Here is a 21,049-nt window from a genome sequence, read left to right on the forward strand (position 1 = left end):
GGTCGCACCCGGCCAGCAGGTCGGCGCGAACGAGGTGCTCGCTGAAGTGATTCCAGTTGCGGGCGCGGGTGACGGCTCAGAGGATGGCGAACTACAATCGGCGGCAACAGCCACGGAAGGTGCGAAACGATGAGCGGACGTAGATTCGAGCAGCGCGGGCGATACTTCGACGAGCTGGAGGAGGGCGACGTCTACGTGCACGCCCCCGCCCGCACCGTCACCGAGGCGGACAATGTGCTGTTCACCACGATGACGATGAACCCGCAGTCGCTGCACCTCGACGCCGAATGGTCAGCTGGCACCGAGTTCGGCGAGCGGCTCGTGAACAGCATGTTCACGCTGTCCACGCTCGTCGGCCTGTCAGTCGCGCAGCTCACACAGGGCACGATCGTCGCAAACCTCGGGATGACCGACATCCGTTTCCCGTCGCCGATGCGCGCGGGAGACACCATGACCGCCGAGACACTCATTTTCGGCAAGCGGCTCTCGCAGTCGCGCCCCGGTCAGGGCGTTGTCGAGTTCGAGCACACCGCGCGCGACCAGCACGGCAACGTTGTCGCGGTCGCGCGCCGCTCGACCCTCATGCTCTGCCGCCCCGAGGGCGTCCCCGCGCTCGGGGAGCCGGAAGCCACCTCTGGCGGCGACGCATGATCGCCGGACCAGCGCTGCTGTTCTGCCCGGGCGACCGCCCCGACCGCTACGCGAAGGCAGCGGACCGAGCCGACACCGTGATCATCGACCTCGAAGACGCTGTCGCACCAGCAGATAAGCAGGCTGCGCGAGACGCCCTCATCGCGCATCCGCTCGACCCTGCACGGGTGATCGTGCGCGTGAACCCGGCAGGCTCCGAGTTTCACGCCGCAGACCTGCAGGCCCTCACGCAAACCGCCTACCGCAGGATCATGCTGCCGAAGGCCGAAACCCCCGGCAACCTCGACGGCCTCGAAGGCTACGAGGTGATCGCGCTCTGCGAGACACCCATCGGAGTTCGAGACGTCGACGCGCTCGCCGCAGACCCGCGGGTCGCGGCGCTCACCTGGGGAGCCGAGGATCTCGTCGCGGCGATCGGCGGCTTCAAGAGTCGCACCGCCGATGGGCGCTTTGGTGAGCTCGCGCAGTATGCCCGCTCACGGGTGCTGCTCGCCGCGGCGGCCGCGGGGAAGCCAGCGTACGACACCGTACACACCGACCTGCAGGATGACGAGGGTCTGCGCGAGGAGGCCACCGAGGCGGCGGCGTCGGGGTTCCGTGGGGCGATGTGCCTGCACCCGAGGCAGGTGCCGATCCTCCGTGAAGCGTACCGGCCCAGCGACGCCGCGACCCAGTGGGCCGCTGGCGTGCTCGAGACCGCACGCTCGGCACCCGGTGGCGTCTTTGCTTACAATGGGCAGATGATCGACGAACCGCTGCTGCGTCAGGCCCGCCGCATTGCCGAGGCCGCCGCGGCCTCGGACACCCAGGCGCCGGGAGCGGCGGACTGACAGGTGAGCCGCCAGCGTGACGCCGGGCAGCCGCGCACCCCAGTGGTGCCGCGGCGCTCAGCGTCGCTGCTGCTCGTGCGCGACGATCCGCTGCGTGTGCTCATGCTGCGCCGCGGCAGCTCACGCGGAGCATTCCCCTCGGCGCTCGTATTTCCCGGTGGGGTGCTCGAACCCAGTGACGGGCCGCTCGCGCGCGACAACGGATCGGCTCTCGAAGACGAGGCCGCGGCGCTGCGGGTGACCGCGATCCGCGAGACCTGGGAAGAGGTGGGCGTGCTGCTCGCCCGCGGCCCTGGCGAGCGCCTGCTCGGGGGAGCGGAGGTGCCGACGCCCGCCGCCGCGGGCGCCGCTGGTCTCGCCGGCATTCTTGGGGCGACGGCAGCTCGGCTCGCGGTCGAGGATGTTGTGCCGTTCGGGCGGTGGATCACACCCGAGGGCGGGAGACGACGCTTTGACACTGACTTCTTCCTGGCGCGCGCCCCCGACGAGCAGGAGCCGACGGCAGACGGGGTCGAAGCGGTCGCCGTCCGCTGGGTGCAGCCCGGTGAAGCGACGCGTCTGCCCGGCGAACTGCTGCTGCTGCCGACGCTCATGAATCTCAAGCGGCTGGGCGAGCACGCCTCGGTCGACGAGGTGCTCGCTGCGGCCCCGCACTACCCGCGAATTCCGGTCACCTCAACCGTTGGTTTTGGTGCTGATGGGTCGCCGGTGGTGCGGATCCCGGCAGAGGCCGGCTACGGCGTCACCGAGTTCCACCCGAAAGACCCGGGGCACTACGACCTCGAACGCTAGCGTCAGCGTCGAGGCTCAGGCACGCCCAGCCCGAATCGCTCAGGCGCCATGCCCTCAGCGAAGTCAGGAGTGATCGGCAGCAAAAAAGCCATGACCTCGCTGAGGTCATGGCTTGTGAATGCTCCTCATTGTTGGGGTCTGCACCTGCAATTGTGAAGACCCCTCACGTCAATCAGGGCCTGTCAGTAGCTACCGACAAAGGGACCCGGAACACCCACTTCATCTCTGGCCCGGAGCTTCGATAGTCCAAACACCGCTGCTGTGTCGGGCTGGACCAAAGCGGCCTCGGTGCGCAACCGCAGTACTGCTCTACGCCCAGGTACGCAATGACGTCATGGTCGTGCATTACTCTGGCGTACCGCCACACCGGCCAATCGATGCCGGAGCCTGCGCTGCGAACAGGCTGCTGAGCGCCATCTCTGCGAGGATGCTCCGCACGCGGGTGGGCGAGGCGAGCGAGCCGCTGTACGGGGTTGAGTTCAGGAGACCGAATACCGCGTGAAGGCGCACGGTGAGATCGGCGCGACTTGCCTCCGGCATGAGGCGTTCGGTGATGGCAACCCAGCCGTTCACGTAGCGCCGCTGCAGGCTGCGCACCTGCCGCCGCGGCTCCTCGGGAAGATTGCCGAGCTCGCGCTCCTGCGCAAGAATCACGTCGCGCTCGTTTGTCGCGAAGTCGAGGTGGAAATGCACGAGCCTGTGCAGCGTCTCCTCGTCCCCGAGATTCTCGGCGATGATCGCCTCGTAGCCGGCAAGCAGCCGTTCACTCGCGCCAACGAGCAGCTGCGTGAGAATGTCCTCTTTGCTTGAGAAGTGCCGGTAGAGGGCGGGGCCGCTCACGCCGACGGCGGATCCGAGGAGGTCGATCGAGACGCCGCTGAAGCCACGCTCGGCGATGAGGGTCGCGGCGGCCTCAAGATACCGCTCGCGTCGCTGCGCCTTTGCGAGCTCCCGGGGCGATGCTGACATGCATCTCATCGTAGCCCAGCGGCGTGCTTTCGGGGCAGGGCCGCGGGCATCCAGTTATCGGGTGATAACAGCACTCAGGACGGTTGCGCTCATGAAGACACGACGAGCAGCTCGCCGACCTCGCAGTCGAGCGCCCGGCAGATCGCAGTGAGAGTCGAGAAGCGGATCGCGCGTGCGCGGTCATTCTTGAGAACCGACAGATTGACAATGCTCACCCCAACACGCTCGCTGAGTTCGGTGAGCGTCATGCCGCGCTCGGCGAGCAACTCATCGAGCCGGCAGTGGATCGCGTGCCCCTCCTCGGGATCTGCCGGGCTCATACCAGCCCCTCGGTCTCCCGCTGAATGCGCGCGCCAACGGTGTAAGCGGTGGCGATAATGCCGAAGACAAAGATCGCGACGAAGAAGTAGACGGGGTTCGCCGAGACGCCGAAGCTGAAGTAGTCGCCCTCCGAGAGATCGAGGAGCGCCTCCGTCGTTCCCATCTGGCCGAGGATCGGCGGGAGCATCACGCCGAAGATGGCCGCGAACCCCGTGGTGACGACGAGGGCAGTATTGCCGCGACCGAAGAAGACGCCGCGCAGCGCCCGCTTGCCGAGGATAAGGAGGCAGACGATGACCGTGGTGATGGCGACGAAGCTCGTTGCCTGCTCGGCAATGAGGAATCCGGTCGCTGGCGCCACAAGCCCTGGCACGTCGACGGTTGCTGCGGTCACCACCGCGGAGACCTCAGCGCCGCCGGGGCCGAGTGGGAGCTTGGCTGGGAGCTCGAAAAATGTCGGGTTGATTGTGTGCTGGCCGGGGCCCAGAGTGCGAACTGTGCTCGTCACGAAGTCGATTGCGCTTGCGATGATGATGGCCGCGCCGAGCAGCATGAGGATCACGAGGGCGACGCGGTCGGCCTTGGCCGGGCGGTAGTTGGAGGGGGTACTCATACGCGCGGGTCCTTCTGGGGTTGGGGCTGGGGCTGGGGGCTGGGCCTGGGTCGGGGCCTGAGGTCGATGGAGAGTTCTGTCGCGATGCGAGAGTTCACCTCTCGAGGAGTTTATCGATTGTCGATATTAACGCTTATCGATAAGTGTGCGACGTGTGATCCGAGTTGTCAAACCAGGGTTTCGTGAAATCGGTAGCGCTCCGCGACCGCCGATCCCGCGCGTCACGCCTCTGGCGAACACGGCCCCACATGTGTCCCGGGGCGCGTAGCCTGGGTCTATCGGCGGATCCACACTCCGTGCGAACCGTCAAGGAGGGTATAGATGTTTGAGAGATTCACTGACCGCGCTCGTCGCGTGATCGTGCTCGCCCAGGAAGAGGCGAAGCTGCTCAACCACAACTACATTGGTACTGAGCACATCCTGCTCGGCCTCATTCACGAGGGCGAGGGTGTCGCGGCGAAAGCTCTTGAGCAGCTCGACATCTCACTCGACGCTGTGCGCGCACAGGTCACCGAAATCATCGGGACCGGTCAGCAGCCACCGTCGGGCCACATTCCGTTCACGCCGCGTGCGAAGAAGATGCTTGAGCTGAGCCTGCGCGAGTCGCTGCAGCTCGGGCACAACTACATCGGCACCGAGCACATTCTCCTCGGCCTCATCCGTGAGGGCGAGGGCGTTGCCGCTCAGGTGCTCGTGAAGCTCGGCGCCGACCTCAACCGCGTGCGCCAGGCCGTGATCCAGCTCCTCTCCGGCTACCAGGCCGGCAAGGAGAGCGCGACCGTCGGTGCCCCCGAGGCAGGCGAAGCGCCCAAGGGTTCGCAGGTGCTCGACCAGTTCGGTCGCAACCTCACCCAGGCCGCTCGCGAGGGCAAGCTCGATCCCGTGATCGGGCGTGAGAAAGAGGTCGAGCGGGTCATGCAGATCCTCTCGCGCCGCTCGAAGAACAACCCCGTGCTCATCGGCGAACCCGGCGTCGGCAAGACCGCCGTCGTCGAGGGCCTCGCGCAGGCAATCATCAAGGGCGAGGTGCCCGAGACGTTGAAGGACAAGCAGGTCTACGTGCTTGACCTCTCGTCGATGATCGCCGGCAGCCGCTACCGCGGTGACTTCGAGGAACGCCTGAAGAAGGTCACCAAGGAGATCCGCAATCGCGGTGACATCATCATCTTCATCGACGAGATCCACACGCTCGTCGGCGCAGGTGCTGCCGAGGGCGCGATCGATGCCGCGAACATCCTCAAGCCGATGCTCTCGCGCGGCGAACTGCAGACCATCGGTGCGACCACGCTCGACGAGTTCCGCAAGCACTTCGAGAAGGACGCGGCGCTTGAGCGTCGCTTCCCGTCGATCATGGTGAACGAGCCGTCGCTGCCGCACTCGATCAACATCTTGAAGGGCCTCCGCGACCGCTACGAGGCACACCACAAGGTGTCGATCACCGACGGTGCGATCGTCGCCGCCGTGAACCTCGCGGATCGCTACGTGCAGGATCGCTTCCTCCCGGACAAGGCCATCGACCTCATCGACGAAGCCGGCGCACGCCTGCGGCTGTCGATCCTCTCGAGCCCGCCCGAGCTGCGCGAATTCGACGAGAAGATCGCCGTTGTCCGCGCCGACAAGGAGCAGGCAATCGAGGCGCAGGACTTCGAGAAGGCCGCGAACAAGCGCGACGAGGAAAAGAAGCTCATCGCTGAACGCCTCCGCCTTGAAAAGCAGTGGCGCGCAGGCGACGTCGCGACGAACGCCGAGGTCGATGAGGGACTCATCGCCGAGGTGCTCGCGCAGGCGACCGGCATCCCCGTCTTCAAGCTCACCGAGGAAGAGACCAGCCGTCTCCGCTTCATGGAAGATGCCCTGCACCAGCGGGTCATCGGCCAGAACGAGGCGATCTCGGCGCTCGCGAAGACGATCCGCCGCCAGCGTGCTGGCCTGAAGGATCCGAAGCGCCCCTCGGGCTCGTTCATCTTCGCCGGCCCCACGGGCGTCGGTAAGACCGAGCTCGCGAAGGCCCTCGCGGAGTTCCTGTTCGACGACGAAGACGCGCTCATCTCGCTCGACATGTCCGAGTACGGCGAGAAGCACACCGTGTCCCGCCTGTTCGGTGCCCCTCCCGGGTTCGTCGGCTTCGAAGAGGGCGGCCAGCTCACCGAGAAGGTGCGCCGCAAGCCGTTCTCCGTCGTGCTCTTCGACGAGATCGAGAAGGCGCACCCCGACATCTTCAACTCGCTGTTGCAGGTGCTCGAAGAGGGTCGTCTCACCGACGGCCAGGGCCGCGTTGTCGACTTCAAGAACACCGTCATCATCATGACCACGAACCTCGGTTCCTCGGCAATTGCCGGCGGCCCGGTCGGGTTCCAGCTCGAGGGCGACTCGCAGGTCGGCTACGAGACGATGAAGGGCAAGGTCAACGAGGAGCTCAAGAAGCACTTCAAGCCCGAGTTCCTGAACCGTGTCGATGACACGATCGTCTTCCCGCAGCTCTCGAAGCCCGAGCTGCTGCAGATTGTTGACCTGTTCGTGAAGCAGCTCAAGGACCGTCTCCTTGACCGCGACATGTACATCGAGGTTTCGCAGTCGGCGCGTGAGCGTCTCTCCGAGATCGGGTACGACCCGACGCTCGGTGCGCGTCCGCTGCGCCGTGCGATCCAGCGCGAGATCGAGGACAGGCTCTCCGAGCAGATCCTCGGTGCGGAGCTGCTCGCAGGCGACACCGTGATGGTGGATCTCGAAGAGGGCAAGTTCACCTTCGAGACGAAGCGCGACACTGAGAAGTCGCACGGCGAGGCCTCGGCTGCCGCCGCTGCAGCTGCCGCCTCGACCGGGATCACCCCGGGCCAGGGCGAGTAACGTACGCGAACTGAAGGGGCTCGGCATTGCGCCGGGCCCCTTTTCTGTACCCACTGTGTGTGGGTGCGCCAGAGTCTCGGATAATGCGCCGGGGTCTCGCGCCTCGCGCCTCGTGCCGTGCCCCGCGCCCGAAGATACGTAATCGACGCATCGTATGCCGAAAACTCCCACAAACGGCATACGAACGGGCAAAGACAGACCTACCGCAGTAGGGCGCCCTCGTGTGCGAGCAGGTGCTCTTTGAGCCCTCGACCGAACAGGTACTTTCCCAGGCTGCCGTCCGCCCGAATAACCCGGTGGCAGGGAACGATGAGCGCGATCAGGTTCACCGCGCACACCGAAGCCGCTGCCCGCACCGCAGATGGCCGGTCCGCGAGACTGGCAAGCTCCGAGTAGGTGACTGTTCGTCCGGCTGGTACGCCGCGGAGCGCATCCCACACCTCCCGCCGAAACGGGGTCTCTCGCTGCGAGACTGTCAGCGCATCCACCGCGGTCACATCGCCGCCAGCGTAGGCCCTGAGTGCGGTCGGGATAGCTCCGTCCGTGGTTTCCGAGCCCGCTATGCCTCGAGCCGCGTGCCTCTGGTCGCTCGCCTGCAGTCGGCGCCAGAGCAAGTCGCCTGCAACGCCGTTGACCTGGCGAGGCTGGCTCTCTCGCGGTGAGATGGGGCTTGTGAACCCTGCGGCGCGAATGACGTTATCTTCCGAACTCCAGATAGTGAGAAACGGATGGCCGACGATGTCGACGGTGACGTGTGCGAGGGGCTCGCTCATGCTGACTCCTTTGTCCCCGCGTCGGCGAGGAAATCGGCCCAGAGAAACTGGGTGGCGTAGCCGCGGTAGGGACGCCACGGCTCGGCAATATGATCCGCCTCCCTGGGGCTGTCCACACCGAGGGAACGGCGGAGAATAAGGTCGCCGGAAGGATACGCGTCGGGATCTCCCAGCGCTCGCATGGCGATGAGTTCCACGGTCCACGGCCCGATGCCGCGCAGGTCGAGCAGCTCCGCTCTGGCACGCTCGCGGTCGGCCCCGGGGCTGAGGTCGAGCCCCTCAGCGAGCGCAGCGGCCAGGAGGGTGAGCGTCGCAGCGCGCGCCCCCGTGATCCGAAGGGTCGCCCGGAGCGACTCTGGGGTTTCAGCAGCGATGCGTGCTGCGGAGATGCGGCCGGCAAAGCGTTGGTTTGCGCCACTGTCTGGGGGTGCATCCGCAAACGCGGCAACGAGCCTGCCTTGCAGGGTTCGCGCCCCGGCGAGCGTGACCTGCTGACCGAGGACTGTGGCGAGGGCGAACTCGTGTGGATCTCGTGCGCCGGGCAGCCTGAGGCCCGGCCGCGCAGCGACAAGCGGGGCGAGCAGCGGGTGCGGTGATAGCGCTGCGGCAATCTGGTGTGGATCTGCGTCGAGATCGAGCATGCGCCGGACCACCTGGATCGCGGGCATCGTATCGGCGAGGCTGGGGAGGGTGAGCACTACGGGCACGCCGAGTGTCGGGCTGAGCTGCTCGGAGACGTCGGGCACTTCGGCCCAAGCGATCTTCACGCTGGCGGTGCCGCCCGGCACGTCGAGCGCGTGGGCGGTGGTGAACGCGACTGCATCAATCTCATCGCGGCCGGGAATCGCGTGCGCCGAGAGGAACGCCCGTGTCGCGACCCCGTCGAACGGGGCACGCGTTTGCAGCCGCAGGGCGATCCGGGGAAGATCCGCAGCTACCGGCCCGCCGTCTGTTGCTGGATCCGATGCTCCTTCGCGGCGCCCCAGCGCAGAGGGGGCGACTCCGAACTCCTCGCGCATCGTCTCGCCGAACTGGCGAATACTTCCGAAGCCTGACGCGAACGCGACGTCCGTGAGCGGGAGCGTGGTCTGCTCGATCAGCGTGCGGGCAGCGTGGGCGCGTCTGGTGCGTGCAAGCTGTAGTGGGGTCGCCCCAATCTCGTCGAGCAGGATGCGCCTGAGATGGCGCTCGCTCACCGCGAGGTCGCGGGCCAGCCCGGCGACGCCCAGCTCGTCAACAGCCCCGTCCCGAATCCGGCGCACCGCGCGGGCAACGAGATCGCCGCGGTGATCCCAATCCCTGCTGCCCGGCAGAGCGTCCGGTCGACAACGCTTACATGCCCGGAACCCTGCGGCGACGCAGGCCGCTGCCGTCGGAAAGAACCGACAGTTTTCAGGCTTCGGTTTCCGCGCCGGGCAGGACGGTCGACAGTAGATACCCGTGCTCGTAACTCCGAGATAGAACCTGCCGTCCCACCGCTCGTCGCGCCCCGATGCGGCGCGGTAACAGGCGTCGAAGCTGAGGGGGAGTGGGAGCGAGGTGGAGGGCACGGCATCATTCTGCCCGGAGAGCCCCTGTCTCCGCACGCGAGAATCGGCCATCACGGTGAGGCGCTGCGTGAGCACTAGACTTTGGACATGAGTGTGAGCGATACCAGCGCCATCAACGTACGCCCCGCGACCACGCACGACGTTGCGAAGATCGTGGATCTGATGGAACCGCTCGTCGCCAGGCGAATCCTGCTCGGCAAGGACATGGTCGAGCTCTATGGCGCGGGTCCCGGATTCGTAGTTGCCGAGGACGCCGAAGGGCGTGTGATTGGCTACGGTGCGCTGCACGTGATGTGGGAGCACCTGGGCGAAGTACGCACTCTGGGTGTCTCCGAGGAATACCTCGGCCGCGGCGTGGGACGCGCGGTGCTGCTGGCGCTCGAGGAACGTGCACGCGGGCTCGGCCTGCAGCAGCTCTTCTGCTTGACCTTCGAAACGGAGTTCTTCGGCCGTAACGGCTTCTCCGAGGTCGGCGAAGATGCGGAGCTCGTTGCCGCCGATGTCTACGCAGAGCTGCTCCGCTCACACGACGAAGGCATCGCAGAATTTCTCGACCTTGCACGGGTGAAACCGAATACCCTCGGCAACACCCGCATGTTGAAGCACCTGTAGCCGAACCTCGGGGTACGCTGGGCCCATGGCCAGGCGTCCTCCTCAAGATCCGTCGGATCCGCACGGAACAGGCTCGGCTCTGCGCGATCCCGTGGGGCCGAAGGACCGAAGCGTGTACGTGCGGCGAAGAATCGCCGTGCTGCTGGGGCTTGTGGCAGTGATCATCGCGATTGTGCTCATCGTCGTACGACCCGGATCGAACGACGGCGGGACGAACGCGCAGCCAGCTGAGGTGCCGAGCGACGTTGTCGAAACGCCGACAGCTGAGCCGGCCGCTGGTGAGCCGGTCGCGTGCGCGCAGTCTGCGCTCGAGGTCGTTCCGATGACCGATCAGGGCGCGTACGGTGCGGACGAGCTTCCGCAGCTGTCGCTCCAGATCACGAACTCCGGGAAGGACGCGTGCATTGCCGAGCTCGGTACCGCCGGGATGCAGTTCGTGGTCGCGAGTGGCAGCGATGAAGTCTGGCGTTCGACTGACTGCCAGACCGGGGCAGAGAGCCTGCCGGTGAAGCTCGAGGCGGGTGAAGCACTCGAGACCGAAGCAATCCAGTGGGATCGCACACGTTCGAGCACCGAGACCTGTGACATCAGCCGGGACGCCGTCGGTGCAGACGGCGCTTCCTATCACCTGAGTGCGGCTGCCGGCGGGGCCGACAGCACAGAGACCGCGCAGTTCCTCCTGTACTAGCCGACACCGAGGCTTCTCAACGTTCTTGGAGACGCTCGATGCGTAGACTGGCTGCATGACGCAGTTGCCCCCGGAACACGACCCGAGCGAGACGCCGAGCGGCGTCGCGCCCGATTCCAACGCTGGGCAGCAGGCGCCGCAGCAGGACGCACCGTACGTGCCCCCGCAGTACGCGCCGCCCGCACAGGGTTGGGCACAGCCGGGCCAACCCCACCCGGGCCAGCCCCAGCCGGGCCAGCCTCAGCCAGGAGGCCAGCCTCAGCCGGGAGGCCAGCCCCAGCAACCCGGCGGGTACGCGCAGCCCGGATACGACCAGTACGGCTATCCCGCACCGCAGCAATACCCACCGGCAGCTCCGCCGATGAACGTCTTTGCGATTATCGGATTTGTTGGCGTGTTCTTCGCCGGGATCATCGGTGTCGTGTTTGGGCACATCGCCCTGAGCCAGATCAAGCGCTCGAGTGAGGGCGGTCGCGGGTTTGCGCTTGCGGCCGTGATTATCGGATACGTGCGCGTTGCGTTCACGCTGCTCGGCACGATCGCGTTTTTCGCATTCTTCGGGATCTTTGGCGCGTTCTCATCGACAGTGACGGACTCCGGGGACTTTGGGACGGATCGTTACGGCAACAGCGAGCATTCCGAGCGCGATCGAGGTCACGGCGAGGAGTTCTCGGAGCAGTGGAATGAGCGCTTCTCGGAGATGCCCTGGATCGGCACGGCACACGAGGACCTCTGCACCGCGATGTTCGCGCCGGAGGTGTCCATCTTTGAGGACTCCGCCGTGTACTACGAGGGACTGCTCGCAGTCAGCACTGATCCTGAACTCACCGCGCTCGCCGAGAAGATGCTGGCGTTCTCGCTTGCCGAGGGTGCGGAAAGTGCTGAGGACGCGCAGGCCCGCGCAAATGCTGAAGTGGAGTGGGCTGAGGCCAGCTCGGACATGGCGATTGTCTGCATGGGCGACTCCTCGCAGAACTAGCTGAGCAGGTTGTGCCGGTGCTCCCAGAGCGCGGCAACAGGAACAGGCTCGCCGAGAACTCGTGTCGCGGCGCGATGCCCTGATGAGAGCCCCGCCGTCCCGGTCGCCGGATCTTCCTCCCATGTGGCCTCACCCGCAAGATGCAGGGTTGCCGCGGGGCCGTTCGCTGCGACACCGAGCGTCGCCCCAATGCCGCCGAGTGGGGTGGCGTGCGTTTCGTGAGCCTCGGGCCGGGAGCCCACGGTCATGTACGCGTACGATCCGTGCGAGTACTCGTCGTCCTGCCAGCGCGTGATGCTCACGTGTCGTGGCTCGGGAAGGTTGGGGCCGTACAGCTCCCGCAGCCCAGCCATCACTGAGGCAGTGATCTCTGCGTCGCTCCATGTGCGTGTCTCGATGGCGCAGTCTCCCGCGGCGAACGTCAACAGCGTCGGCTCCCCGTGTAGTCGGGTGAGGTCGTACCAGGAGTGCCACCAGCGTGCCCCGTCGCCCTGCCTGCGGATCGCGTAGACATCGTGATCCCAGAACTGCTCATCGAAGTGCAGAAAGACCTTCTCAAACGCATTCATGGTGAGGCCCGCGAGTGCGCCGCTGACGGGCTCAGGAAGTGGTGGATCGAGAACGAACGACGCCGAGTGGAGCACGCCGACCGGCACCGTCACAATCGCCCGATCCGCACGGAATACCCCGGCTGACGTGGTGACCTCCACGCCGGCGCCCCCGCCCGCGGTCTCCCACCCAATGCGACGCACGACGTGCGAGAGACGGATGTCGAGGCCGCGTGCCAAGCCCGTTGCGAGGGCGTCGTAACCGTCGGGGAACACGACCTCGTCGCCATCGACGGAGTCATCGTCGAGCCCGTGCGCGTCGAGCAGTGTGGCATCGGCGCCGTACTGCTCCTCAGAGCGATGGCGGAGGTACTCGGTGACGCGCGCGGCACGTTCACTGTCCCATCCCTGCTCTGCCGCCTGCGCTGTCACGGCGGACGTGGCAGCAGCCCCATATGAGTGGCCTGCGGGCAGTCCGGCAATGACGGTGGCCAGTCGCCGATCCACCGCGTGAACATCGGCGATGAACGCAGCTCGCTCCGCCTCGGTGAGGAGGTCGGCATCGGGTCCGTAGTACGCGATCGGGCGCCCGCCAGCCTGGTACCCGCCGACGGTGAACTCAACCATGCGCATACCGAACGCGGTCGCCACGTCGTGCACCGCGCTGTCGGTGATGCCGTGGATCCACGAGCCGCCGAGGTCGGTGACGCGCTCGTCCGTTCGCTCGGTGTGCAGTCGGCCGCCGATCCGGTCGCGCGCCTCGAGCACCGCGATGCGGTGACCTGCGCGTGCGAGGAGTCGTGCGGCTGTGAGCCCAGAAATGCCGGCGCCAACGATGAGCGTGTCGAAGTGCTCCATCCGCGTTAGAGCCCTGCTACCGAGCGGCCGGCGGCGCGGCCCGAGAACAGGCAACCGCCAAGGAATGTGCCCTCGAGCGCGTTGTAACCGTGCACGCCGCCACCGCCGAAGCCGGCGACCTCGCCGACGGCGTACAGGCCGGGAACGGGGGAGCCGTCAGGCCCGAGCGCGCGCGAGGACAGATCGGTCTGCACACCGCCAAGCGTCTTGCGAGTGAGTACATGGAGCTTGATGCCGACGAGCGGGCCCGCGGATGGATCGAGGAGCTTGTGGGGCTTCGTGGTGCGGGTGAGCCGGTCGCCGAGATAGCGGCGCGAATTGTGGACACTCATCGCCTGCGCGTCCTTCGAGAACGAGTTCTCGAATTCCGCATCCCTCGCTCGCACGACCTCGGCAACCGCGGCCGGGTCGAGGAGAGGTTCGTCGGTGAGGTCGTTCATCTTCGCGACGAGTTCCGCGACGGAATCCGCGGTCACGAAGTCGACGCCGCGATCGATGAACGCCTGCACGGGGCCCGGGGCTCCCTTGCCGAGGCGGGTCTTCATGAGGAGCTTCTTGTCGCGGTGGGTGAGGTCGGGGTTCTGCTCGGACCCGGAGAGCGCAAATTCTTTCGCGGCGATCCGACTGGAAACAATGAACCAGGAGTGGTCGTGCGCTTCAAGCCCGGGGAGGGTGCGCAGCAGCTTCAGCGTGCCGAGCGTATCGTGACCGGGCAGCCCAGGCGCGGGCAGCCTGCGCCCGAGCGCATCGAGCCAGAGTGGTGAGGGTCCGGGGAGCACCCGGATCGCGTGGCCGGGCCAGACCGGGTACCAGTTCTTGATGCCCTCCGTGTAGTGCCACATGCGATCCTGGTTGACGAGCCGCGCGCCTGCGTCCGCGGTGATGTCGATCATTCGGCCGTCGACGTATGCGGGGACGCCCGTGACCATCTCGCGCGGTGCGGATCCGAGACGTTCCGGCCAGTGCTGTCGTACGAGGTCGTGGTTGCCGCCGATGCCGCCGCTCGCGACGATGACCGCGTTCGCCCGCAGCTCGAAGTCGCCCGTCGCCTCGCGGTTCGATGAGGCGCCTCGGTCACCGGTTGCGGGGGCGAGCAGTGTGCCGCGCACCCCAACAACCGCGCCGTTCTCGGTGATGAGTTCGTCGACGCGGTGTCGGTGTTTGATCATGGTCAGGCCGGATTCGACAGCCTCGTGCGCAGCCGCAATGAACGGTGCGACGACGCCGGTGCCGGTGCCCCACGCGACGTGGAAGCGCGGCACGGAATTGCCGTGGCCGGTCGCGGTGAGATCCCCGCGCTCCGCCCAGCCCACCATCGGCGTGAGCTCGATCCCGAGCTCACGGAGCCACTCGCGCTTGCCGCCGGCGGCCCACTCGACGTACGCCCTGCCCCAGCGAGAAGCCCAACCATCGTCCGGTTGATCGCCGTCGAAGCGGTCCCACTGGGCGCTGCCCTGCCAATCCTGCCATGCGAGTTCAAACGAGTCCTTGACCCCGAGCCTGCGTTGCTCGGGGGAGTCGACGAGGAAGAGCCCGCCGAACGACCACCAGGCCTGGCCGCCGAGATCCTGCGGCCCCTCCTGGTCGAGGATGATGGTGCGCAGCCCTGCGCGATAGGCCTCACGAGCCGCAACGAGCCCGGAGAGCCCAGCCCCTACGACAATGACATCAGCGTCCATGCCGCCATGCTACGCGCCGGTGCTGCCTTCTGCGAATGCATTCACGCGCTCCTGGCCGGTGAGCGCCTGAATCGCGACCATCATGCGTTCGGTCGTCTCGCGGCGGGCGCGCCCGGCAGGCAGCGCCGAGAGATCGCCGAGTTCCAGGGGCGCGCCGAAGTGGATCTGGATCCGCTGCCGCTTGCCCGTGGCAGGGTCGCGGAGTCGACGATTCGTGCCGAGGATCCCGACGGGAACGACCGTGGCACCGGTCTCGAGGGCGAGCCATGCGGCTCCGCTCTTGCCGCGGTAGAGTTTCCCGTCGCGCGAGCGGCTTCCCTCGGGGAACACGACGAAGACGCTGCCGTGCGCGAGGACCTCCCGGCCGGCGTCGAGCGCAGCTTGTGCCGCGCTCGACGCGCCGCGGTGCACGGGGACTGCGCCGATGCCCGTGAAAAACCAGCGGCCGATCGCGCCGGAAAACAGTGACGCCTTCGCAAGGAACTGCACCTTGCGCGGCGTGAACGACGGAATGAGTACCGTGTCGAGCATCGAGAAGTGGTTGCTGACGAGCAGCACGGCCCCACTCATCGGGAACGACTCGCGGCCGGTGATCTGCGGGCGGTACAGCAGCCAGAGCACGGGGGTGAGGATCGCCCGCCCGATGGAGAACACGACGCCGGGGCGGGCCGGCTTTGCAGCTGAAGTCACTGCAAAAGCTTAGCCTCAACCGAGGCAACCCAGGGTGCAGCGCCAGGTTAGACCGGCGTGCTCGCGGAGATGTCGTGCGGGTACAGCGGAGCTCGCGACTGGAAGTCGAGAATCGCTGGGTTGACGATAACGCCGTCTCGGATCTCAATCGCGTGCGCGATCGTCGCATCGCGATCCCACGCCTCGGGTCCCGCCATCACGGCGTCGAGGAACGGCAGCAGCGCGGCGCTGTTCTCCCAGCTCGCCGAGTTCCAGAGGTACGACGGGCTGTGATCCACCGCGTAGTAGGTCACCCCGTGGCCGAGCTCGAACGTGGGCTCCGCAAACGATGTCGGGCGGGCCCAGGCGAAGCCCATGCCCTCGTCGCACGACACGTCGACGATGAGACTGCCCTGCCTGAACTCACGCAGATCCTCCTCACAGAGGTAGGTCACCGGTGCGTTTGGATCCTGCAGCACACAGTTCACGACGATATCGCCCTCGCTGAGGAAGGACGCGAGTGGGACCGTGCCCGTCTCGCGGGTGACCTCCCGAATCAGCGGGCCCTCTGAATAGTCGACGTGCACCATCTCGACCGAGTGGATCGGCGACGCGACCGCGGCAACCTCGCGGCTCGTCAACACCCGGACGTCGGAAATGCCGTGGGCGGAGAGCGCGGTCACCGCGCCGCGGGCAGTCGCCCCGAACCCGATCACGGTGGCGCTCAGCCGTCGCCCATAGTTGCCGGTCACCCCCTGGAGCTGCAGCGCGTGGAAGACGGAACAGTAGCCCGCGAGCTCGTTGTTCGTGTGGAACACGTGCAGGTTGAACGATCCGTCCTCGTGCCAGTGATTCATCTGCTCGAACGCGATGAGCGTGAGCCGCTTGTCGATGGCGAGCTGCGTGAGCGCCGCGTCTTGGACGCAGTGCGGCCAGCCCCAGAGCGTCTGGCCGGCGCGCATGGCGCGGAGATCCGCGTGCTGCGGCTTCGGGATCAGCACGACGTCTGGTTCCGAGAGCGTCTGCTCCCGGCTCGCGACCCGCGAGAACTGCGCGCCGAGATCATCGTCGCTGACGCCGAAGCGGAGCCCATACCCGCTCTCGACGGTGATCCGGGCGCGGAGCTCCGGCGGGATCCGCTCGAAGTGATCCGGGTGAATGGGCACACGGTGCTCGTCCGGCTTGAGCGAGCTGCCGATCAAGCCGAGCGTTGCCCCGCTAGCGAGGGGTGGAAGTGGGGACTGAGCGTACTGCGCGTGCATTGCGTCCGTTCGCGGAAAGCCACGGTGGCCACCTTTCCCTCACGATAGCTCGGGGAGATGTGACGCGTTCAGGGAAGGGGCGTCAGTCTGTGTAGCCGGGAGCGGCGGGGAGCCCGAAGAACTCCTCAAGTGTTGTGACCGCTGTCGCGCGCATCTCCAACGCGAGGTCTGTACCCACGAATCGGAAGTGCCAAGGCTCGGGCATGAAGCCCGTCACTGCTTCCTTTCCCTCGGGATACCTGATGATGTAGCCATACTCGGCGGCATGCTCTGCCAGCCAGGCCCCCGCGGCCGTGTCACCGAAGCAGCCATCGAGGTAGCATGCGCCATGGTCATCAAGATCGATGACGAGCCCCGTCTGGTGCTCGGAGTGGCCGGGCCGCGCGGAGTACCGATCTGCAGCCTCGGCGCCGTCGCGCTCGACGTAGCCCGCGTACAGCGCTACCTGAGTTGCGTAGTCACGGTAGGCACTGATGATCCACACATCGTGCCCCGCAGCGGCCGCTGCGCCGATGAGATCCTCCGCGGCTCGGGCAGCAGGCTCCCGGAGTGGCTGCGCGAACTCGTTTCCGACTTCCTCTGGCACCACCAGATCCGTCGGGGCGAAATCGACGGGATCCAGGGGGCGCTGCTTGTTGCTCACGACCCACAGCGACGCCGGATCGTCGATTGAGAGCGCCGCCTTGTCGAATGATGGCTGCGGCGCTGGCTCGCTTGGGGGAGGAGGAGCCGGAGAAGGAGATTCCGAAGCAGTGGGCTGCGCTGCGGGCGGTTCCGCGGCGCAAGCGGTGAGCACCAGGAGCGCCGCCAACCCCGCAACGATCACGGACGGGCGACGAAGGGTCGTGCGGGAACCGAGAAGGTGCATGCCCCCAAGCCTAACGAGGCTTAAGCTGAAGTGGTGACTGACACCGAGCCCACCGGGTCCGCGAAACGCCGACCGAGTACAACCACCGTCATCGCAGTGATCGTGGCGACGGTGCTCGTCATCGCTGCTGCGGTCGCGGCCGCGGTGCTTTTCTTTGGGGGCGACCCCACACCACCGGCGAAGCCGGAGCCCGCAGCGACCGCGCCAGCGCAGACCCCCGAGGAGCCAGCTGAACCCGCTGGGCCCGAGGCGATCCGCGTGATCGCGATGGGCGACATGCTCCCGCACGACTCGGTGAACGAGAACGCGAAGCAGGCCGACGGAAGCTACGACTACGCGCCGTTCTTTGCGGGTCTGCGCAGCCAACTCGACGCGGCAGATGTGACGTTCTGCAACCAGGAGGTCCCGAGCGCCGGCGTGGAGTTCGGGATCAGCGGCTATCCGACGTTCAACGCGCCGACAGAGTTCGCTCGCGATCTGCGCGGGGCCGCCGGGTGTGACCTCGTGAACCTCGCGACGAACCACAACGCAGACAAGGGGGTCGCGGGCATCGCGGCTACGCGGGCCGCATGGGACGGGCTCGGCCCCGCTGTGGTCAACGGCGCGAGCCGCAACGCTGACGAGCAGAGCGCCCTCACCGTCTTTGAACACGACGGGGTGCAGATTGCCCTTGTCTCGTTCGCCGAGTTCTCGAATGCGCCCATCGACAAGACCTCGATGAACTTCATGGACGACGATGCGCTCGTGCAGCGACTCGTGACCCAGGCGCGGGAACAGGCCGACATCGTGCTCGTCTCCGCGCACTGGGGGACCGAAGACTCCCACGAGGTAAACGACGCCCAGCGTGCATTCGCGGCGAAGGTGAGCGCGCTCGGCGCAGACGTCATCATCGGGACCGGCCCACACGTGCTGCAGAGCGTCGAATGGCTTGACTGTGCAGACGGCAAGCAAACGCTCGTGTGGTACTCGATCGGCAACATGCTCAGCACCCAGCTCGAACTCGACCAGCGCACCGGGGTCGTCGCGGGCTTCGACATCGTGAAAGACGACGCGGGGAAGTTCTCCATCGCGAACCCCACCGCCATGCCGACCTATATGCACTACGAGTGGACGGCCGAGCAGGAGGCAGCGGGCGACCTGTTGGCCCGGACCAACCTTTCACTCACGCCACTGGCTGATGCTGCGCCGCTCTTCGCTGGAACCCGCTTCGACACGAGCGCAGCCGAGCAGTTCGCAGCAACCAAGCAGATTCTGGGCGAAGCTGTCGCTGTCCGCGAACGCTGAGACAGGTTCGGCCGGAATGCCACGCAGAGCGCCACAAGTTTGACAGAATAAGGGCATGTCGATCGGAACCGCAGAACTTCCAGACTCCGACGGTCCGGAGGATCGTCCCGCGCCTGCCGGAAACCCGGGCTGGCTGAACGAGGAAGAACTTCTCTTCGTGCGCGGGCGGATCCCCGTACTCTACGTTGAGGCGGTGCCGGTGCGACTCGACGGTCTCGGCAAGGTGATCGAAGTCGGACTGCTGCTGCGCAGCACGCCGGAGGGGCATCTCACCCGGGCGTTCGTATCGGGCAGGGTGCGCTTTGGCGAACCACTTCGAGAAGCGCTCTACCGCCACCTCGAGAACGATCTCGGCCCAATGGCGTTTCCGCAAATGCCGACTACGCTCATGCCAGCGATGGTCGCCGAGTACTTCCCGATGCCGGGTATCTCACAGTACGTCGACGAACGTCAGCACGCGGTGTCGCTCGTGTACGTCGTGCCCGTGACAGGAAGCTGCGACCCGCGACAGGATACCCTCGAGGTCAACTGGATGACGCCGGAGGACGCGCTCGCCGCAGACACGATCGGTGAGCTTCCTGACGGCCGCGGCCTGCTCCTGCGGCAGGTGCTTAGCACCGTCGGCTGCTGAGCCGCCCCGCTGTGGCTGGGCTACGTTAGGCGTCGCTCCCACGCGATGAGGTGTGCGCGAGAGAAGCCGCGGGCACACTTCGCACACGACGCCTCCCTGACGGGCTTGCGGAACCGGAAGTGTTCGTGTCCTCCGGGGCACCTGCCGATCCACGGAGCACGCTCATGCGCAATCTCTCCCTCGTGCGTGCGTCCACCGACGTATCCCAAATCGCGGGCGACCTGCTGCCACTGAGGGCCGTGGGCAGCTGCGGAGCCCGCGAGCGCGTGGGCGACCTCATGCAACAACACCTGGTGGATCTCGTCGTCCTCGAATTTCTCGGCAAGATACTTCGAGACGGTGATCCGGCGCTCCGTGTAATTGCACAAGCCCGCCCGGCGCTTCGCATTGTCGAAGCCAAAGCTCCAAGTTCCCTCGCCGAAGCGCGGGTCGAGGTGGTGCCGGATCAGGGCCTCAGCCCAGCCCCGCACCCGGTGCAGCTCGCTCATGGTTAGGCCCCGAAGATGCCTGGGCTGGGAGCGGGCGAATCCACCGCCGTCGCATCCGTGACTGGCTTGGTGGTGCCGATGAGTTCGGAGAGTTCACGGTCAGCGAGGAGTCTCGCGGGGTGCGGTCCGCCGGCGAGCAGCCGGGGGAGCCAATCGAGCTCGCTGTTGGGTGAACCCTTGGTGCCGTTGGACGCGACAATGACAACGTTGCCGTATCTGCGGCCCTTGAGCACCTGCGGCTCGGCGATCGCCACAACCTCGCTAAACAGAGACTGCAACGTCGCGAGTTGGCCCCGCACGAACGGGAGCCCGGTGCCGTCCGCAGCGTTGATCACGACGAGACCATCGGGAGCGAGGAACGGGCGCACGAGCTCGTAAAACTCCACGCTCGATACATGGGCGGGCGTCTGGGAACCGGCGAAAATGTCGACGACCACGAGATCCATTGCGCCGCGCATACCGTCGGGGAGCTTGCCGAGAACCTCTCGTGCATCGCCATGGCGTACACGGATGCTCGCGCGTTTCGGCAGCGGAGCGGCTTCCCGGACGAGATCAACGAGGACACTTTCGAGCTCAATGACCTGCTGCCGGCTTCCTGGACGGGTCGCCTCGACATACCGGGGGAGGGAGAACGCACCGCCGCCGAGGTGGAGCGCGGAGATAGGCTCTCCGGCTGGGCGAAAGAGGTCGATAACGTGCCCAATGCGGCGCATGTACTCGAAGAACAGATCCGAGGGATCCCGAAGATTCACATGGGACTGCGGAGTCCCGTCGATCACAAGCTCAATTGCGCCGTCGACCCAGCGGTCCGCCTCGATCGAGGCAGTGCGCCCTGAGGCAAGTGTGACGGGACCCGGGAGGCTCACACCAGCCCGAGCTCGGTGAGCTTCGCGCGCATGTCAGCGTCGCTGGGCTCGACCTGGTGGGTGCCATCCGGGTACGTGATGACCGGGATGTTCTTTCGGCCGCTGATGTCTGCGGCGACCTCTGCGGCCTCGGGCGTCTCGATGAGGTCGATCCACTCATAGGCCACCTCGGCCTCGCCGAAGACACGCTTCGCGCGGCGGCAGTCGCCGCACCAATCGGCGCCGAAGATGCGGATGCTGGGGGTCTCAGTCTGCTGCGTCTCGCTCATGC

At 66.5% G+C, this 21,049-nt stretch carries 22 protein-coding genes; 9 read left to right on the forward strand and 13 right to left on the reverse strand.

Going from position 1 to position 21,049, the window contains the following annotated elements:
• Positions 1–129: 129 nt before the first annotated feature.
• Genes AUL38_RS06650 through AUL38_RS06660 form a run of 3 tightly spaced genes read left to right on the forward strand, consistent with a single transcriptional unit; the run spans position 130 to position 2,273 of the window.
• Entirely contained in the window at positions 130–651 is a 522-nt protein-coding gene (locus tag AUL38_RS06650) for a MaoC family dehydratase (protein ID WP_059060353.1), read from the forward strand.
• The gene (locus tag AUL38_RS06655; protein WP_059060355.1) at positions 648–1,481 is read left to right on the forward strand and encodes a CoA ester lyase; all 834 of its coding nucleotides are present in this window, start codon (positions 648–650) and stop codon (positions 1,479–1,481) included. Before AUL38_RS06650 ends, AUL38_RS06655 begins: the two co-directional genes overlap by 4 nt.
• 3 nt (positions 1,482–1,484) lie before the next feature.
• Entirely contained in the window at positions 1,485–2,273 is a 789-nt protein-coding gene (locus AUL38_RS06660; protein WP_059060357.1) for an NUDIX domain-containing protein, read from the forward strand.
• A gap of 345 nt (positions 2,274–2,618) precedes the next feature.
• Here the strand turns inward: AUL38_RS06660 and AUL38_RS06665 are convergent, their stop codons facing one another.
• The 3 genes from AUL38_RS06665 to AUL38_RS06675 form a co-directional block, all read right to left on the reverse strand.
• Positions 2,619–3,242, reverse strand: a complete 624-nt coding sequence (locus tag AUL38_RS06665; RefSeq protein WP_083506668.1) for a TetR/AcrR family transcriptional regulator — start codon at positions 3,240–3,242, stop codon at positions 2,619–2,621.
• Between the two features lie 89 nt (positions 3,243–3,331).
• Positions 3,332–3,562, reverse strand: coding sequence for a helix-turn-helix transcriptional regulator (locus AUL38_RS06670; protein ID WP_059060362.1), 231 nt, complete (start codon positions 3,560–3,562; stop codon positions 3,332–3,334).
• Positions 3,559–4,176, reverse strand: a complete 618-nt coding sequence (locus tag AUL38_RS06675) for a hypothetical protein (protein ID WP_059060364.1) — start codon at positions 4,174–4,176, stop codon at positions 3,559–3,561. Before AUL38_RS06675 ends, AUL38_RS06670 begins: the two co-directional genes overlap by 4 nt.
• Positions 4,177–4,497: 321 nt before the next feature.
• On the opposite strand from AUL38_RS06675, the gene AUL38_RS06680 reads away from it, so the two are divergent.
• The gene (locus tag AUL38_RS06680) at positions 4,498–7,023 is read left to right on the forward strand and encodes an ATP-dependent Clp protease ATP-binding subunit (RefSeq protein WP_059060366.1); all 2,526 of its coding nucleotides are present in this window, start codon (positions 4,498–4,500) and stop codon (positions 7,021–7,023) included.
• Positions 7,024–7,223: 200 nt separating this feature from the next.
• Here AUL38_RS06680 and AUL38_RS06685 read toward each other — a convergent pair whose 3' ends face one another.
• Together AUL38_RS06685 and AUL38_RS06690 are read right to left on the reverse strand one after the other, a co-directional pair.
• Positions 7,224–7,796 (reverse strand): methylated-DNA--[protein]-cysteine S-methyltransferase, encoded by a 573-nt coding sequence (locus AUL38_RS06685; RefSeq protein WP_059060369.1) that lies wholly within the window; start codon positions 7,794–7,796, stop codon positions 7,224–7,226.
• Positions 7,793–9,346, reverse strand: coding sequence for a DNA-3-methyladenine glycosylase 2 family protein (locus tag AUL38_RS06690; RefSeq protein ID WP_059060459.1), 1,554 nt, complete (start codon positions 9,344–9,346; stop codon positions 7,793–7,795). The genes AUL38_RS06685 and AUL38_RS06690 overlap by 4 nt, the downstream gene beginning before the upstream one ends.
• A gap of 87 nt (positions 9,347–9,433) precedes the next feature.
• Here AUL38_RS06690 and AUL38_RS06695 point away from each other — a divergent pair, with 87 nt between their 5' ends.
• Genes AUL38_RS06695 through AUL38_RS06705 form a run of 3 tightly spaced genes read left to right on the forward strand, consistent with a single transcriptional unit; the run spans position 9,434 to position 11,625 of the window.
• Complete coding sequence (locus AUL38_RS06695) at positions 9,434–9,958, forward strand: amino-acid N-acetyltransferase (RefSeq protein ID WP_059060371.1); 525 nt, start codon at positions 9,434–9,436, stop codon at positions 9,956–9,958.
• Positions 9,959–9,983: 25 nt separating this feature from the next.
• Positions 9,984–10,646 (forward strand): hypothetical protein, encoded by a 663-nt coding sequence (locus AUL38_RS06700; protein WP_059060373.1) that lies wholly within the window; start codon positions 9,984–9,986, stop codon positions 10,644–10,646.
• 55 nt (positions 10,647–10,701) lie between these two features.
• Complete coding sequence (locus AUL38_RS06705; protein WP_153006494.1) at positions 10,702–11,625, forward strand: DUF4190 domain-containing protein; 924 nt, start codon at positions 10,702–10,704, stop codon at positions 11,623–11,625.
• On the opposite strand, the gene AUL38_RS06710 is transcribed toward AUL38_RS06705, so the two are convergent.
• The 5 genes from AUL38_RS06710 to AUL38_RS06730 form a co-directional block, all read right to left on the reverse strand.
• Positions 11,622–13,031, reverse strand: a complete 1,410-nt coding sequence (locus AUL38_RS06710; RefSeq protein WP_059060377.1) for an NAD(P)/FAD-dependent oxidoreductase — start codon at positions 13,029–13,031, stop codon at positions 11,622–11,624. The two genes, AUL38_RS06705 and AUL38_RS06710, sit on opposite strands and share 4 nt — an antisense overlap.
• A gap of 5 nt (positions 13,032–13,036) precedes the next feature.
• The gene (locus tag AUL38_RS06715) at positions 13,037–14,710 is read right to left on the reverse strand and encodes an FAD-binding dehydrogenase (RefSeq protein WP_059060380.1); all 1,674 of its coding nucleotides are present in this window, start codon (positions 14,708–14,710) and stop codon (positions 13,037–13,039) included.
• A 9-nt stretch (positions 14,711–14,719) separates the two neighbouring features.
• Positions 14,720–15,400, reverse strand: a complete 681-nt coding sequence (locus AUL38_RS06720) for a 1-acyl-sn-glycerol-3-phosphate acyltransferase (RefSeq protein WP_235590638.1) — start codon at positions 15,398–15,400, stop codon at positions 14,720–14,722.
• Positions 15,401–15,447: 47 nt separating this feature from the next.
• A complete protein-coding gene (locus tag AUL38_RS06725) occupies positions 15,448–16,641 on the reverse strand; it encodes a N(5)-(carboxyethyl)ornithine synthase (protein ID WP_059060381.1) in 1,194 nt (397 codons plus the stop codon).
• Positions 16,642–16,723: 82 nt separating this feature from the next.
• The gene (locus AUL38_RS06730) at positions 16,724–17,509 is read right to left on the reverse strand and encodes a M15 family metallopeptidase (protein ID WP_059060383.1); all 786 of its coding nucleotides are present in this window, start codon (positions 17,507–17,509) and stop codon (positions 16,724–16,726) included.
• Positions 17,510–17,542: 33 nt separating this feature from the next.
• Between AUL38_RS06730 and AUL38_RS06735 the strand changes: the two genes are divergently transcribed.
• Both AUL38_RS06735 and AUL38_RS06740 read left to right on the forward strand, forming a co-directional pair.
• Positions 17,543–18,793, forward strand: coding sequence for a CapA family protein (locus tag AUL38_RS06735; RefSeq protein WP_059060464.1), 1,251 nt, complete (start codon positions 17,543–17,545; stop codon positions 18,791–18,793).
• Between the two features lie 55 nt (positions 18,794–18,848).
• Positions 18,849–19,424, forward strand: a complete 576-nt coding sequence (locus AUL38_RS06740; RefSeq protein ID WP_059060386.1) for a DUF4916 domain-containing protein — start codon at positions 18,849–18,851, stop codon at positions 19,422–19,424.
• Between the two features lie 20 nt (positions 19,425–19,444).
• Here the strand turns inward: AUL38_RS06740 and AUL38_RS06745 are convergent, their stop codons facing one another.
• Genes AUL38_RS06745 through AUL38_RS06755 form a run of 3 tightly spaced genes read right to left on the reverse strand, consistent with a single transcriptional unit; the run spans position 19,445 to position 21,047 of the window.
• On the reverse strand, positions 19,445–19,912 hold the full coding sequence (locus AUL38_RS06745; protein WP_059060388.1) for a SprT-like domain-containing protein: 468 nt from the start codon (positions 19,910–19,912) through the stop codon (positions 19,445–19,447).
• A gap of 2 nt (positions 19,913–19,914) precedes the next feature.
• On the reverse strand, positions 19,915–20,778 hold the full coding sequence (locus tag AUL38_RS06750) for a spermidine synthase (RefSeq protein WP_059060389.1): 864 nt from the start codon (positions 20,776–20,778) through the stop codon (positions 19,915–19,917).
• On the reverse strand, positions 20,775–21,047 hold the full coding sequence (locus tag AUL38_RS06755) for a glutaredoxin domain-containing protein (RefSeq protein WP_059060391.1): 273 nt from the start codon (positions 21,045–21,047) through the stop codon (positions 20,775–20,777). The genes AUL38_RS06750 and AUL38_RS06755 overlap by 4 nt, the downstream gene beginning before the upstream one ends.
• Positions 21,048–21,049: the final 2 nt, after the last annotated feature.

Source organism: Leucobacter sp. G161 (assembly GCF_001482305.1).
Classification (GTDB): Bacteria; Actinomycetota; Actinomycetes; order Actinomycetales; family Microbacteriaceae; genus Leucobacter.